Origin of the sequence: Rhabdonatronobacter sediminivivens (genome assembly GCF_013415485.1) — a bacterium.
GTDB lineage: Bacteria > Pseudomonadota > Alphaproteobacteria > Rhodobacterales > Rhodobacteraceae > Rhabdonatronobacter > Rhabdonatronobacter sediminivivens.
Genome location: NZ_JACBXS010000054.1, coordinates 1 through 16,135, shown reverse-complemented (window position 1 = coordinate 16,135; position 16,135 = coordinate 1). Strand labels below are relative to the sequence as shown.

Annotated in this window: 8 protein-coding genes; 6 read left to right on the top strand and 2 right to left on the bottom strand. The window is 62.3% G+C overall.

The annotated features are described in order from the left end of the window. Both mcrC and HUK65_RS16520 read right to left on the bottom strand, forming a co-directional pair. A partial coding sequence (gene mcrC, locus HUK65_RS16525; RefSeq protein WP_179907381.1) for a 5-methylcytosine-specific restriction endonuclease system specificity protein McrC occupies nt 1–1,053 on the bottom strand: 1,053 nt, incomplete at its 3' end. Next, entirely contained in the window at nt 1,053–3,260 is a 2,208-nt protein-coding gene (locus HUK65_RS16520) for an AAA family ATPase (RefSeq protein WP_179907380.1), read from the bottom strand. The genes mcrC and HUK65_RS16520, both read right to left, overlap by 1 nt. Before the next feature lie 212 nt (nt 3,261–3,472). On the opposite strand from HUK65_RS16520, the gene HUK65_RS16515 reads away from it, so the two are divergent. From HUK65_RS16515 to HUK65_RS16490, 6 genes are all read left to right on the top strand, one after another. Beyond that, on the top strand, nt 3,473–6,274 hold the full coding sequence (locus HUK65_RS16515) for an SNF2-related protein (protein WP_179907379.1): 2,802 nt from the start codon (nt 3,473–3,475) through the stop codon (nt 6,272–6,274). Next, on the top strand, nt 6,274–7,938 hold the full coding sequence (locus HUK65_RS16510; protein WP_179907378.1) for a site-specific DNA-methyltransferase: 1,665 nt from the start codon (nt 6,274–6,276) through the stop codon (nt 7,936–7,938). Before HUK65_RS16515 ends, HUK65_RS16510 begins: the two co-directional genes overlap by 1 nt. Before the next feature lie 3 nt (nt 7,939–7,941). After that, complete coding sequence (locus tag HUK65_RS16505; protein WP_179907377.1) at nt 7,942–10,770, top strand: DEAD/DEAH box helicase family protein; 2,829 nt, start codon at nt 7,942–7,944, stop codon at nt 10,768–10,770. A 296-nt stretch (nt 10,771–11,066) separates the two neighbouring features. Beyond that, nucleotides 11,067–11,678 carry a hypothetical protein gene (locus tag HUK65_RS16500; RefSeq protein WP_179907376.1) on the top strand — a complete coding sequence of 204 codons (612 nt, stop codon included), beginning with the start codon at nt 11,067–11,069 and terminating at the stop codon, nt 11,676–11,678. 126 nt (nt 11,679–11,804) lie between these two features. After that, nucleotides 11,805–12,323 (top strand): transporter associated domain-containing protein, encoded by a 519-nt coding sequence (locus HUK65_RS16495; protein ID WP_179907375.1) that lies wholly within the window; start codon nt 11,805–11,807, stop codon nt 12,321–12,323. Between the two features lie 136 nt (nt 12,324–12,459). Then, entirely contained in the window at nt 12,460–15,885 is a 3,426-nt protein-coding gene (locus tag HUK65_RS16490; RefSeq protein WP_179907374.1) for a hybrid sensor histidine kinase/response regulator, read from the top strand. The last annotated feature ends 250 nt before the right edge of the window (nt 15,886–16,135 follow it).

The window sequence follows — 16,135 nt, the reverse complement described above, 5'->3', positions numbered from 1 at the left end:
ACGCGCAGCAATGACAGCGTTCGGCTGGGTCAGATCGACCGTCATGAAACGCAGATTGTGACCCTGGATAACTGCGGTTTCATCCACGTCGGCGTCGATAGCAGGATGGAGCAGGATGCCCTCGGCGGTCATGGAAAGCGAATCGCCGGTGCGCGCCTGGCTGCGCAGGTAGCTGTAGATCTGGTAGAGGTAGGGACTTTTCAGCAGCGTCTCGCGCCAGCGCGAACGAGTGAAGATGCCCGTGAACTTGGTATCGACTATGATCCGGCGGCACTGGCCGCGATGCTCCAGCACGATATCGGTGAACATCGCTGGCAGGATTGCGGCGATGCCCGGCGTGGCGGCCTCGATCGGCCAGTTGAGGCGCCCGCCTGGGCGAACCGACCAGCCCTCGGGTCCGAGTTCCGCAGCGAGTAGGTTCCGCACGGCCTTCTCGAACAGCTCTCGGACGAGGCGTTCTTCCTTGTCGGCGGCGGAGATGCGTTGATCACCTGTGTCTTCAGTGGGCAGGACGAGATCGAAGACGAATTCCGCGAGGGTGACCATCAGCCGATCCTCGGCATCGTGCCGACCGATCGGATCCGTCGCGAGTTCCGAGCGACTGGGACGACCTCCCTGAACACCGAGACGGCCGAGGGTGGCGGCCAGGGTGCGGCACGAATGGGCACGGTCGGATGTGGAAACTCTGCTCGTAAGCGCTTCCAGCGCCGCCCGCACCAAGCGGTTGCGGGGCGTGTCGAGGGTGTGCTCATCGTATCGGCAGGCGATGCGGCCGCGGTCCAGCAGCAGATTGCGTTCAGTGCGCATCAGTTCAATACGTCCGCGCACGCGAGAGAGCACATCGCTCCGTGGTCGATATCCGCGACTGAGATTTCGGCGTAGTCGCAGTTCAACGGCATGGCAGAGAAGGCGCGCTATCAGGTCCGGCAGTTCCGGCGACTCTTCGACTTCGGCGTCAAAACGGCCGATGAACCTCGCGAGGTCGGCAGCGTAGAGGAACAGGAACCAGATGTTGCGAAGGGGTATGCGGCCGACCTGACCGGCTCCGGACATCAGTGCAGCCCCAGCGCAGCCACAGCTTCGGAGACCTTTTCTGGCGCATCGAACCAGTATTCGTCCAGCAATGGGCGTATCTCGGTTTCCACCACGTCGGCGAACCAGCTCTCTCCATCGACAATGCGCGCCCCGCGTGGTGGCGTGACATAGCTGTGCCCGATCCTGAACTGCGGGCCAAGGCTGCGGTCCTGGGCAATGCGCATGTTGAGCGCCGTCATCCGGCCGACGATCAAATCGACCACGTCCGCTGTCAAGCCTGCCTCCTCAATGCACCAGCGTCTCCATAGATCGCCAAGCTGCGGTTCCAGCGTGACAAAGGCGAACCGACGTCGCAGTGCCAGATCGACCAGTGCCAACGACCGGTCCGCAATGTTCATGGTGCCGATGACATGGAGGTTGTCCGGGATATGCACCCGCTCGCCTTCATGCGACCGATAGGCCAGTTCGACTGCCTCGTCCGGGCTGCGCTTGCTGTCTTCGAGCAGGGTCAGCAGCTCGCCGAAAATCTGCGCTGGATTGCCGCGATTGATCTCCTCGATGACAAGCACGAAGGGCGTGTCGGGGCGTGCCAAAGCCGCGTTGACCACATCCATGAAGATGCCATCACTGAGCTGAAGGCGGCCGTTTCCTGCGGGACGCCAGCCGCGCACGAAGTCCTCATAGGACAGCGAGGGGTGAAACTGGACGCTCCGCAGCAATTCGCGGTCTGGTTGGCGCAGCCCGATCAGCGCGCGGCCGAGCCGCTTGGCAAGCCAGGTCTTGCCGGTCCCGGGCGCGCCCTGCAGGATCAGGTTCTTCTTGCTCCGAAGACGGTTCAGCAGTCGATCCAGCTCAGGCTCTGGCAGGAAGCAGCCGTCAGCCATAATGTCGGCCAGCTCGTAGCCAGGAACGTCTGGAGCATCTAGCTCTAGGCTTGCCCCTTCTTCATCATCGAGTTCTTCGTCGCTATAGACCGTATCGCTAGAATACTTCTTGGCCCAATAGCTCTGCTTGAGAAAGAAGTCGTAGTCCTGTTCCTCGCCTGAGAATGCGAAACGAACGAGCCTCTTTGCGCGCAGATGTTGCAGGTTCGCCCGGGTCACTGTGCTGCGATAGGTATAGAACAGCCAGTCGCGCGGCGGGTCGAGCGGGCGCCAATCGACTTTCACCGTGCGCCCGTCTCCCATATTCTCGGTGACGGTGCCCACGGCCTTTATCCGCATCACTGAGACCGGCTTGCCGCGATTGTCAAACGGCAGATCGAACTTCTGAACGAAGCTGGCCTTGATCGCGATCCGGTCCCCGGGGCGCATCTCCAGCACAAGTTGCCGCGTCCGTTCGTCATCTTCCTTGTTTGTCTGCCAGATGCCTTCGGCCAGAAGTCGGTCGGTCTGATCGTCGGTGCCGTTCCAGATCGACCCGGCGAACCAGAACTGGCGGTCTGGATCATCGAAGAGATCATCGGTTGCGCGCGTATCCGCTGGAGCGTCGACCTTCACGGGCGGGGAGTTGAAGCCGCCTTCTTCACGCACACGGCGAAACAGTTCCAGTGCTTCTGCATGGGTCGGATGACTTGCCTCTCCATCCGGTGACAGCTTCCACCAGCCGCGCCTGCCGTCGTCCAGAAGCCCAGCCTTGACCAGATAGAAGCGCGCCCAGCCCACCTTGCCCTCGAAGCTGCGGCGGCCGCTACGCGTGACGGCATCGATCTCTTCCCCGACCCAGGGCACATTCTCGATCAGCCAGGCGCGCACATCTGCTGGTTTCGCCTCGCCGCCCAAGGCGCGCAGCGCGTCCAGGACAGGCGCGAAGTAACGCACGAAACGTGGTCCACCCTCAGGGTCCTGCTCCTCGTGTGCCGCGTCGATCCCCAGGCTGTCCGGCGCATCGGGCGCCCACGTAAAGGCGCGCTGCTGCTGCTCTGTGATGAAGTCGGCAGGGTCTTCAATCTCGTAACCCATGGAGCGCGCAGCGTTGACGAACCCGTCTTGCGCGCTGCCCTCCAGCTTGCCGGTCTCGACGGCCCCCTGGGGCATCACCAGCGCCGACAACAGCGGCCAACCCTCCTCATGACAAAGCACCATGAGTTCGCCCAGGTGCCCCGGCATCTGGCGATAGACCTTCTTCCAGACCTGCCCATTTGCCTTGGCAAGGTCGCCATAGGTGATGAAGCGCCGCTCGCGGGCGGCGGTCAGTATGGCTTGGTAGGTCGTGTCAAGGTTCAACGACACGCATCATTCCCCCAATCTAAGATGCGTTATGGGTATCAATCAACCGACGACGCATCTAGCCCTTGTGTTCGCCGCTGGACAGTTATCAACCGCTTGTCGTATCGTCTGCGCGTGAAAAAGGTTAGCTTCAAGGCCGCGAACAGGTGACGATAGGCTTCAGTTCTCAACAGGCGAAGTATTTCGCGCATTTCCTTGCTCGGGAAGGAATGCATGATGCTGACACCCTCACCCAATCTCTTTCGTCTGCTCGTGTCGACCTCAACCCCCATCAGGTCGACGCAGCAATGTTCGCATTGCGCTCACCCTTATCCAAAGGTGTCCTCTTGGCAGATGAGGTTGGCCTTGGGAAGACAATAGAAGCCGCTCTCGTTCTGAGCCAACGTTGGTGGGAGCGTCAGCGAAATCTACTCTTGGTGACGCCGGCAAGTTTGCGAAAGCAATGGGCGGCCGAACTTCACGATAAGTTTTCTTTGCCCTCGCTCATTCTGGACGCGAAGCGCTTGAAGGAGATCGACGGCTCTGGTCGCTCGAGTCCGTTCGGTCGCGGTGAAACGATCATCATTCTCTCCTATGAGTTCGCTGCCCGTCTTGCCGATACCCTGCGTTGGGTCAACTGGGATCTTGTGGTATTCGACGAGGCGCACAAGCTGCGCAATGTCTATAAGGCGTCAGAAGCCTCGCGCGCAGCCGTTCTCCGAAAGACATTCGCCGGTCGTCAGAAGCTGCTGTTGACTGCCACTCCGCTTCAGAACAACCTGATGGAGCTCTTTGGGCTCATCAGCGTCATCGACGACACCTATTTCGGCTCGGAGCAGGCGTTTCGAGCCGAGTTCGGCGGCCGGGAAGAGCGCGCCTCCCAGGCGCTTCTCGCTCGGCGCCTTCAGCCGATCTGCAAGCGCACGCTCCGCCGGCAGGTCCAGAAGGCCGGCCTCATCAACTACACCAACCGTCTGCCCAAGACATTCGACTTCACCCCGTCACGGCTAGAGGCCGATCTATACGACCACGTGTCGAGCTACCTTCAGCGCCTCGACACCATCGCCCTCGGCAAGAACGGGCGGCACCTCGTGACGCTGATGCTGCGCAAGATCCTCGGATCATCGTCCTTCGCCGTGGCGCAGACCCTGGACAAGATGGTGCGTCGCCTGGAGGCACGGCAGGTCGTTGACGACGATACCCTGGACGACATCGACGGGTTCGCCGAGGAGGCGGATGACTGGCGAGAGGCCGGCGCCAGCGAAGAGGCAGACGCGGTAGAAGACCACAGTGACGATGATGTCGAACGGGTCGACCCCGAGAAGCTCAAGGCCGAGATCGATGAACTTCGGCGCTATCGTGACCTCGCGGTGGGCATCGAGGATAATGCCAAGGGCAAGGCCCTGCTGGACTGCCTGCCCGGTGTGCTGGACGAGATCGTCAGCAAGGGTGGGCAGCGCAAGGCGGTGATCTTCACCGAGTCGGTCCGCACCCAGTCCTATTTGCGCGACCTCCTCGAAACCCACGGCTTCGCCGGCCAGACCGTCATCCTCAACGGCTCGAACGCGGACAAGGACAGCAAGGCCGTCTACAAAGACTGGGTCGACCGGCACCGCGGCACCGAGGCCGTGTCGGGCTCGAAGACCGCAGATATGAAGGCGGCGATCGTCGAAGCCTTCCGCACCGACCGCAGCATCCTCATCGCAACCGAGTCGGGGGCCGAGGGCATCAACCTTCAGTTCTGCTCGCTGCTGATCAACTATGACCTGCCCTGGAACCCGCAGCGCGTCGAACAGCGCATCGGCCGCTGCCACCGCTACGGGCAGAAGATCGACGTCACCGTCATCAACTTCCTCAACCGCCAGAACCAGGCCGAGGCGCGGATCCACCAGCTGCTGGAACAGAAGTTCAAGCTGTTCGAAGGGGTCTTCGGCTCGTCCGACGAGGTGCTGGGCGCCATCGAATCCGGCGTCGACATCGAGCGCCGGATCCTCGACATCGTGCAGTCCTGCCGCACGACCGACGAGATCAACGCTGCCTTCGACCAGCTGCAGGAGGAGTTCAGCGTCGAGATCGACCAGGCCAAGAAGGACGCGCGCAACAAGCTGCTGGCCGAGATGGATGACCGGGTCATCGAACGCCTGCTGGGGCGCAAGGAGGCGGTGATCTCGGCCGTGGGCGACTTCAAGCGCGCCCTGCTCGGCCTCGCGCGGGCCGAGCTGCCCGAGGCGCGGTTTCACCCCGATCATGTCCAGCGCTTCGACCATGACGGGCACACATGGTCCACCGAGTGGCCCGAGGCCGACGAGCGTGGCTGGCGCTTCTTTCGTGTCGCCGATGACGGGCTGGCCGACCGGCTGATCGCCCGGGCGATGGCGCGTGACCTGCCGCCGGCCACCCTGCGCTTCGACTATGACGCCTATCAGGGCAACCTGGGCGATGTGGCGGCATTGCGCGGCCAGTCGGGGTGGATGCGCGTGGCCCGGCTGCGGCTGGTGACACCCGCGCGCACCTGGGACGAGATCATCTGCGCCGCCATGACCGACGCGGGCGAAGCGGTGCATACCGAGACCGTGGCGCGCATGCTGCAGGTGCCGACGATCGAGGGCGGGCCACTGCCCGACCCAGTGCCCGAGGGCGCTCTGCAGGCGCTTGTGGAGGCGCGGCAGGCCGAGCTGGTGGGGATGGCGCAGGAGCGGCTGGGCAGCTTCCTGAACGAGGAGGAAGAGCGGCTGGATGCTTGGCGCGACGATGCCAAGGTGTCGTTCGACCAGCAGATCAAGGCGCTGAACCGCGAGGCGAACGATGCACGCAAGCAGGCCCGCGCCGCGGTCAACCTGGCCACTAAGGTCGAGCTGCAGAGACAGGCCAAGTCGCTGCTGGCGCAGGTGGACGACCTTCAGCACCAGCTATACAAACGGTTGAAAGAGATCGAGGAGGAGCGCGAGCGGATGCTGGACGCGATTGCCGACCAGCTGGCGCTGACGCCCGAGACGACCGATCTGTTCACGATCCGATGGAGCCTGCCCTGATGTCGCGAAAGCCGAAGCTTGAACTCACTTGGATCGGCAAGGACATCCGCCCCCGGCTGGAACCGCGCATCCTGATCGAGGATCCCGAGTTGTCGTATCACGCCCCGGCACGGCGCGAAGGGGATATCTTCGACAACCTGCTGATCCATGGCGACAACCTGCTGGCGTTGAAGGCACTGGAGACGGACCCGGCGGTTCGGGGGAAAGTGAAGTGCGTTTTCATCGACCCGCCCTACAATACCGGATCGGCTTTCGAGCATTATGACGATGGGCTTGAGCATTCGCTCTGGCTGGGGATGATGCGGGACAGGTTGGAGATTCTGCGGAACCTGTTGTCCGAGGACGGGTCGATCTGGATCACGATTGACGACAATGAGGCGCATTACCTGAAGGTGCTTTGTGATGAGGTTTTTGGACGCAGCAACTTTGTTCGGCACATAACATGGCAGAAGAAGTATAGCGTCAGTAACAACTATAGAGGCATAGCATCGATTATCGACCATGTGCTGGTATACAGAAAGTCTGCAGAATTCAAGAATAATCTCCTTCCGAGATCTGATGATGCGGCCTCTCGCTACTCCAACCCAGACAATGATCCTCGCGGCCCATGGAAGGCCGTCGATTACCTGAATCAAGCCTCAATCAAGCAGCGTCCTAATCTGGTTTATCCCATTGAAAACCCGTTCACTGGTGAACTAGTCAGAAACAGGGTGAAGGCATGGAAGTATGAGCGCGAAACTCATGAGAAGCATGTAGAAGAAAAAAGATTGTGGTGGGGTCTGCGAGGCGAAAACTCAGTTCCGGCACTCAAGCTTTTTCTGTCGGAGGTGCGAGATGGAATGACTCCTCATAACTGGTGGCCTCATGCAGAAGTTGGCCACACAGACGAGTCCAAGAAGGAAATGATTTCGATCTTCGGGCCAAACAATGTCTTTGATACGCCGAAGCCCGAGCGACTGATTCAGAGAATTGTGGGCCTTTCAACCAACCCCGGCGACCTCGTTCTCGACTCTTTCGCTGGCTCCGGCACCACCGGCGCCGTCGCCCACAAGATGGGCCGCCGCTGGATCATGGTGGAACTGGGCGAGCATGCGAAAACCCATATCGTGCCGCGCCTGGGCAAGGTGATCGATGGGACCGACAAGGGCGGCGTGACCGAGGCGACGGGCTGGAAGGGCGGCGGCGGCTACCGCTTCGCCCGCCTCGCCCCCTCGCTGCTGGAAAAGGACGCCTGGGGCAACTGGGTCATCCGAAAGGAATACAACCCCGCCATGCTGGCCGAGGCGATGTGCAAGCACTTCGGCTACACCTTCGCCCCCTCGACCGAGCATTTCTGGATGCATGGCGCCAGTTCCGAGACCTCGTTCATCTATGTCACCACGAACAGCCTGACCTTCGAACAACTCCGCGCCATCTCGGACGAGGTGGGCGAGGCGCGCAGCCTGCTGGTGGTCTGCGCGGCCTATGAGTCGGCCGCCGAACGCCTGCCCAACCTGACCCTGCGCAAGATCCCCAAGGAAGTCGCGGGTCGCTGCGAGTGGGGCAAGGACGACTATTCGCTGAAGATCAGCGCCCTGCCGATGATGCGCGAGGAGGACGAGGAACCCGCCCCCGCCCGCCCCGGCGCCGCCGGAGACCTGTTCGACGATGCCGAGAGGACCTGAGCCATGCACCAGACCGACCCCAAGCGCGCCGTCGCCCAGATCATCCAGCGCCTGTCGCTGCGCAAGCCGCAGGCCGAGGCACTGCGCCGGCTCGACGACATCGTCGACCTGATCGTCCCGTCCAAGTCCACCGATGTCGCCGCTGCCCGAGACGCCGTGCGCGCGGCCTATGGCGACCTGCCCGACGCCAGTTTCGAGGAGTTCGAGCGCGACTTCCCCTCGGTCTGCTTCGCGCTGGCCACCGGCGTCGGCAAGACCCGGCTGATGGGCGCCTTCATCAGCTACCTCTACATGATCGGGAAGAGCCGGAACTTCTTCGTGCTGGCCCCGAACCTGACGATCTACGAAAAGCTGTTGGCCGACTTCCAGCCCACCAGCCCCAAGTATGTGTTCCGCGGGATCGAGGCCTTCGCCCACAACGCCCCGCTGATCGTCAACGCCGAGAACTACGAGGAAGGGCGCGGCGTGCGCGGCACCGACCTGTTCGGCCGCGAGGGTGCAATCATCAACATCTTCAACATCTCGAAGATCAACTCCGAGGTCCGTGGCGGGAATGCGCCCCGGATCAAGCGGCTGCAGGAGTATATCGGCGAGAGCTACTTCGCCTATCTCTCGGGCCTCGACGACCTGGTGCTGCTGATGGACGAGGCCCACCGCTATCGCGGCTCGGCCGGGGCGCGCGCGATTGCCGAGCTGCAGCCGATCCTCGGGCTGGAGGTGACAGCGACGCCGAAGACGGTGGGAGCGAGGTCGCAGGCCTTCCGCAACGTCGTCTATCGCTACGGCCTGCCCGAGGCGATGGAGGACGGCTACGTGAAGGAGCCGGCTGTCGGCACCCGCGCGAACTTCGACGCGAAGTCGGTGGATGATGGGCTGCTTGAGCGGATCAAGCTGGAAGACGGCATCCACTACCACGAGCATGTGAAGGTCGCGCTGGAGACCTATGCGCGCCAGCACCAGGCCGGGCTGGTGCGGCCCTTCATGCTGGTGGTTACCCAGGACACCACCCACGCCCGTCAGGTGCGCGAATTCATCGAATCCGACGCCTTCTTCGAGGGTCGATACAAGGGGCGGGTGGCCGAGATCCATTCGAAGCTGACGGGCGAGGAGAGCGACGAGAACGCCCAGCGGCTGCTGAACATCGAGAAGGGCGGCGACACGGATATCGTGATCCATGTGAACAAGCTGAAGGAAGGCTGGGACGTCTCGAACCTGTTCACCATCGTGCCGCTGCGCGCGTCGGCTTCGGACATCCTGACCGAGCAGACGCTGGGGCGCGGGTTGCGCCTGCCCTATGGCAAGCGGACTGGTGTGGAGGTTGTCGACACGCTGACGGTGATCGCCCACGAGCGCTTCAACGAACTGATCGAGAAGGCGCGGGAAGACAATGGAGTCACCCGCAAGCTGAAGTCAGTGACGATCGGCGATGAAGGCGACGTGCCTGCCAGCAAGCCGTTCGTCGTTAGTGCGCCATCGGTCATCGAGCAGATGGTGCAACTGGCTGAGGGGAAGGTAAACCCTGAACCGGCCGCGCAAGGCTCCGAGGACGGCGCTTTCGCGACGCCTGCTGTCACCTCTCTTCACCCAGAAGCGACCGCACCTGCAGCTTTTTCGTTCACCAAGCGCGAGGAAGTGAACATCGCCCGAACGGTGCTGTCAGTGGTGTTGCCCCAAGTGCGCAAGCAGGTGCCATCGATCAGAGCACTGGAAGACCCTAAGGTCATAGAGGAAATCGCGCAGGCGGCGCTGGTCGTTCAGAATGAGCAGGATGGGCTGTTCCCGAGCATTACCGCGGACCAAGCGCAAGCCGTCACCGCGGAGGTCTGCAAACATTTCGTCGAACGCACCATCGCCATTCCGACACTCACCATCACGCCGAAGCAGGCAGTGTCATTCGGATTTCGTCGTTTCGAGCTTGAGTTGAAGGCCTGGAACTATCAGCCGCTCTCGCGCGAGCTCCTGATCCAGGTCTTGCGCACTGAGGCGCGAACCATGATCTCAGGCGACGCCGGGGGTGAGATCCCTGCGAGGCTCGAAGACTATCTCGTTGCTAAGCTCATCGACATGCCAGAGGTCGATTACGATGCGCATGCAGCGGTCCTTTATGACCTCGCAGGTCAGGTTGTGGAGCACTTTCGTGCGAAATATCCCGATCCAGAGCAGCTGCGATCGGTCATTCAAGGGCATGCCCGCCAAATGGCGGAAGCGGTATTTACTCAGATGAAGCAGAACATGTGGCGAGAGCAGACCACCTATCGCGTAACAGTTACTGCAGCGTTCGATCAACTTAGACCACAGACTTTTGATGGAAGCGGCGCTGGGGTGATCCGTGACCTGAGAAATCCGCCAGAACGGCTACAGGATATCAGACGCTACGTATTCAGCGGCTTCACCAAAGGGTGCTACAATCTCGCAAAGTTCGATTCCGACCCCGAGCGCCGATTGGCCCTGATTCTTGAACAGGAGTCGACGGTGCGCCTGTGGATGAAACCAGGTCCGAACCAGTTCAAGATATTCGATAACGAAGGGTCGCCCTATCAACCGGACTTCACGGTCGAGACAACCGATGAAAAACTGATCATCGAAACAAAGCGTGACGACCAGATGAACGCCGCAGACGTTCTGCGAAAGGCCGACGCAGCAAGTCTATGGTGCTACGTCGCCACTGAGGTTCACGGCAAGAAAGTCGGCGACAAGCCATGGTCTTATCTCCTCGTGCCAGCCTCCGCTGTTCAGAGTAATGCGACGCTGAAAGGGTTGGCCTCAGCGTATACCCGGCCTGTCGATGTCGACCTGCGATCTCGGTATCAGATGAGCGACAACGATACTTGAGGAGCCTGGAACGCCTGCCCGCGAACGCGTCGGCGCTGGCGGCACCGTGCAGGTTGTCGAAGGCGACATGGATGGGGCGGTCCGCTTCGATGTCGATCAGCCGCACCTTATGACCCGCCATTGCTCCTACGCGCGCACTCAGTCCAAACCAGCATCGTGGACCAGCACGCCCGACGCTTCCGATCGTTCTGCCGGGACGGCTCTTGCAAACGAAGTGCGCCAGTGCTTACTGACTGTCCGGCATCCATCGCGATTTGCTCGCGCGTAGATGCATCTACGTAGATGGATCTACGGTCATGGCGAAGCGCGACAATGCCTACTATGTTCGGCAACTTCAGCGAGATCATCCGCAGATCTGGCATGAGTTCCAGACTGGGGTCTACAAGACCATCGCGAAAGCCCGAAGGGCAGCTGGCCTTGGCGGACAGCGGACCCGCTTGCACGAGCTGAAGAATGCCTGGCGCAAGGCCACCGCCGAACAGCGCGATGAGTTCCTCGCGTTCCTCGACGCCGAGGGGGTCACGCTTCCGCTTCCGAGACCGGCGCTAGCACCCGCTCCAGCTCCGATATCGTCTTCGGTGCCAACACTTACCCCAGCGCCGACATCGACGCCGACCTTGACCGTCGGGAGCAGCACGTCCGCGCCGACAACAGGCGTCGGCTTCACCTTCGCGCGTGACGGATATCTGACGCCCGAGGCGAAGGACCGGATCAACCAGATCACCGACCAGCGCGGACTGCGTGACCGCTACGGCTCGCCGAAGACCGGGGTTATCATGCGGGAGATGAAACCGCCCTTCTCACCGAGTGATCCGTCGCTCGGATCGGCGCTGGCAAGAGGGACAAGCTTGAAGAAGGTTATGATCGAGGCGCTCGAACGCTGGGTGGAGGCGCATCCGCCTACGTAGATCGATCTACTGCCTTGTGCGCTCTGGCTGATAGCATCGACGACGCCCGGCGATCGACCCCGCTTCGCTGCCTTTTCCGACGGGCAGCGGGAGCGCCTTCACGACCACATCCCGAACACGACCGGCATGGTTTCGCGACTCAGGTCCGTAACCGGCCATCGGTCCCGGCTTGCTGCCTTTTCCAGCCCCAACCCGAGCGGGGACACATGCCCTCGTCAGAGCGCGCAGGAGCGCCACTGGCGGGCATCTCGGTCGGATGAGTCCACAAAAACTGCTGCGCGCCACAGTTACGGCTCCAGACCGGCGCCTGGCGCGGAGGTAGGGACTCTGGAAGATATCCTGGAAGAGATCGTCGGAAATATCACGGATGAACACGACGTCCCCGGCGACGCGGCGCTGGCAGCCGAGGCCGACGGCTCGGTTGTCGTTCGTGGCAACATGAGCATCCGCGAGGTGGGCCGGGCCATGGGCTGGGACTTGCCGGAGGAAGACGCGGTCACCATGGCTGGCCTCGTCATCGATTTCGCCCGTCGCATTCCTGACGTCGGGGAGTCTTTCACCGTCCACGGCTACGTGATCGGGATTCTTGAACGCGATCACACGCGGCTGACGAAACTGAGGGTGAGCAAGGCTCCGGACGAATAGATTGCATCCAGCTCACACACGGATGCATGGGCGATACCCCTCATGCGCGCCGCAGGGTTCGGCACGACGGGTTTGCGTTTCGCACGTCAAGTCGCGATAGTCGGGCTACGTATACTCTCTCATTACGGGTGATTGGATGGTTTCAGCGAAGAGCGACGCGCCGATCCGTGAAGCGGCCAGCGCGCTGGAGCTCCCGTTCTTCCGTTTCGACGCCGACGCGTTGCGCATCCGTGACGTCAACCACGCCATGTCCAGTGCCCTCGGCTACAGCACGGACGCGTTGCAGGCGATGACACTGGAAGAGCTTCTTCGGCCCGAGGAGGCAAGCGCATTCAGATCCGCAATCGACGGACTGGGCGACCGTTTCACGGATGTGGGGCTGTGGCAGTTGCGCCGACACTCTGGCGAATGGTGGCAGGTCGAGATCCGCATGCGCAGTCCGGGCGGCGAGGGCGAACCCGGGGTTGTCGCGATCGTGCAGGATGCGTCCCGTCTGCTCGCCCTGCAACGCGCGCATGACAAGCTGGCACGTCGCCTGCATGAGCGGGAGACGACGCTGCGCCTGGCCCGGCATCAGCTTGGCGTCGGCATCGGCAAGATGGAGATCGACTCCGGGCGCATGGTCTGGTCAGACAGCGCCGACGACATCCATGGCGTGACATCCGAGGATTCCGCCAACGATCTTGACGACTACCTGGGCACCATCCATCCCGATGATCGCGCGGCGATGCTGGCGGCGTGTGAGGCGTTTCACGCATCCGGCGCGCCACATCTCGAAATGTCCTACCGGATCATGCGCCCGGATGGCGACACGATCCATGTCCGGGGTGTGGCTGTTGAAGAGCAGCGTGGCGACCATGCCTGGCTTTCGGGGGTGTTTCAGGACATCACCGACGAGGTCCGTGCCCGGGAGGAGATCTCGGAAGCCTTGCAGATACGGCGCATCGCTGCGCGTCTGGCCCGCATGGGCAGCTGGCGCGTCGATCTCGATCCACTGCGCATGGTCTGGAGCCGCGAGACGACTGCCATTCATGAGCTGCCCGAAGGAAGCACCCCCTCGGTCGAAGAGGGCATCAACTACTATGCGCCCGAGTATCGCAAGAAGATCAGCAGCTTGTTCCATGCATGCGCGAAGGCGGGCATTGCCTATGACGAGGTGCTGCAGATCGTCACGGCAAAGGGCAACCGCGTCTGGGTGCGCACCATCGGCGAGGCTGTGCGCGATGAGGCAGGCGCCATCGTCGCGGTGCAGGGGGCGTTCCAGGACATCTCGGAACTCGTCGCTGCACGGACCGACGCGGAAGACCTGTCGCGGCGCCTGCACCAGACGCTGGACAGCATCAGTGACGGGTTCATCCTTCTTGACCACGACTGGCGCTTCCTGTTCGTGAACGCCCAGGCCGAACGGATCGTCGGGCGTAGCCGCGTGGAGTTGCTGGGCAGGAACAACTGGGAAGTGTTTCCCGAGGCAATCGGCACCATCGTCCAGCGCGAGTATGAGCGCGCGCTGGAAAGCGGAGAGCCCGTTCGATTTCGCGTCTTCTTCCCCCCGCTCGCAACCATGTTCGAGATCGACGCCGAGCCGACGCCCGAGGGTCTTGCGGTCTATTTCCGGGACGTGACCCAGGAACAGGCGCGCGAGGAACGGCTGCGGCTGCTGGAGGCTGCCGTCTCGCGCCAGGGCGATATCCTGCTGATCACCGAGGCCACGCCCATCGACGATCCCGACGGGCCGAAGATCGTCTATGTCAACGAGGCCTTCGTGAAGCGCACCGGCTACAGCCGCGAGGAAGCGATCGGTGCGACCCCCCGCATCCTGCAGGGGCCGAAGACCGACCGCGCCGAGCTTGACCGCATCCGGCGGGCGCTGGAGAAGTGGCGCCCGGTGCGCGCCGAACTGATCAACTACACCAGGTCGGGCGAAGAATTCTGGCTGGAACTCGACATCGTGCCTCTTGCCGATGAGACCGGCTGGTATACGCATTTTGTCTCGGTCGAGCGCGACATCACCGAACGCAAGCGTGCCGAGGAGGAGAGCCGCCTCAACCAGGAGCGGTTCCGGCTGGTGACGCAGGCCACCAACGACGTCATCTGGGACTTTGACGTGGTTGCCGACAGGCAATGGTGGAACGAGAACCTGCAAAAGCTCTTCGGCCACGACCCCGCGCAGATCGAGCCGGGGCTGGACTCGTGGAAGAACCGCCTGCACCCCGACGATCGGGATGCGGCCGTGGCAAGCGTCGATACGCTGATCGCCGGGTCGGACGACTTCTGGTCAGGCGAATACCGCTTTCGCCATGCCGAAGGACATTACCTGACGGTGTTCGACCGTTCCTTCGTCATCCGCGATGCCGAGGGCACGGCGATCCGCATGCTGGGCAGCATGATCGATGTCACGAGCCAGCGGGAGATGGAGAATCGGTTGCGCCAGTCGCAGAAGCTGGAGGCTGTGGGTCAGCTGACCGGCGGTGTGGCGCATGATTTCAACAACCTTCTGACGGTGATCCTCGGCAATGCCGAGCTTCTCGCAAGCGAACTTGGCGATCAGGCGCAACTGCGCGCCCTGGCCGAAATGACGGCGACAGCCGCCGAACGCGGAGCTGAACTCACCAATCGTCTGCTCGCCTTCTCGCGCAAGCAGGCGCTGGATCCGCGGGTGCTCGATGTGAGCGGCCAGGTCCAGAGTATGGAGGACCTGCTTCGCCGCGCGCTGCCCGAGAGCATCGACATCCGGATCGTCCGCGCCGCCGGCTTGTGGCAGGCCGAGATCGACGCGAGCCAGCTGGAGGCGGCCCTTCTGAACCTCGCGCTCAACGCCCGCGACGCGATGCCCGACGGCGGCCACCTGACCATCGAGATGGCCAATGCGGCGCTTGACGACGATTATGTCACCACCGAGCCGGGTCTGGCTCCCGGACAATACGTGAAGATCAGCGTCACCGACACGGGCGAGGGCATGGCGCCCGAGGTTCTCGACCACGTGTTCGAGCCCTTCTTCACCACCAAGGAGGTGGGCAAGGGCTCGGGGCTTGGCCTGAGCATGGTCCACGGCTTCGTCAAGCAGTCGCGCGGTCATGTCCGCGTCTATTCCGAACCGGGCGAAGGCACCTGCGTGAAGCTGTATTTCCCCCGTTCGGATGGAATGGATGCCCAACCAGAATCCGATAGCGCGGGTTCTCAGATCGTCGGCGGCGGCGAGTCCATTCTTGTCGTCGAAGATGATCCGATGGTGCGGGAGCACCTTGTGGCAAGCCTCATCGGGCTGGGCTACAAGGTCGAAGCGGCGGAAACCGGACCGCAGGCACTTGAACTCCTGCAGGATCTGCCCGGGCTCGACCTGCTGTTCACCGACATCGTGCTCCCCGGTGGAATGAGCGGGCGCAACCTCGCCGATGAGGCGCGCGCCTTGCGACCCACGCTGAAGGTTCTCTTCACCTCGGGCTACAGCGAAAACGCCATTGCCCATCACGGCCGCCTTGACCCGGGGGTGGAACTGCTCAGCAAACCCTACCGGCGCGAACAACTCGCCACCAAGGTGCGCAAGGTCCTGGACAACGGATAGGTTCCGGCTCGATCACGCGAAACATGCGTGCAAGTGCAGATCGTCTGCATGCCACGCCGATCGTCGCGGAGTGCTTCGTGACAAGGGCGGGCTGCATCACTGGAAGCTCGGGTTGTTCCCGGGCTGATCATCGTTGCAGCCTCCCCTTGACGTGGAATCTGAATCCTCTCGGGCTAAGAGTCCGATTCATAATGGTCTGAATGATTTCAGGTTCTTGCGATGAGGCGGGTGAGGCGACGGATGTGGGCGA

Coding starts and splice junctions, on each gene's coding strand:
- HUK65_RS16515 (WP_179907379.1), top strand. CDS start 3,473: ATGCATGATGCTGACACCCTCACCCAATCTCTTTCGTCTGCTCGTGTC.
- HUK65_RS16510 (WP_179907378.1), top strand. CDS start 6,274: ATGTCGCGAAAGCCGAAGCTTGAACTCACTTGGATCGGCAAGGACATC.
- HUK65_RS16505 (WP_179907377.1), top strand. CDS start 7,942: ATGCACCAGACCGACCCCAAGCGCGCCGTCGCCCAGATCATCCAGCGC.
- HUK65_RS16500 (WP_179907376.1), top strand. CDS start 11,067: ATGGCGAAGCGCGACAATGCCTACTATGTTCGGCAACTTCAGCGAGAT.
- HUK65_RS16495 (WP_179907375.1), top strand. CDS start 11,805: ATGGTTTCGCGACTCAGGTCCGTAACCGGCCATCGGTCCCGGCTTGCT.
- HUK65_RS16490 (WP_179907374.1), top strand. CDS start 12,460: ATGGTTTCAGCGAAGAGCGACGCGCCGATCCGTGAAGCGGCCAGCGCG.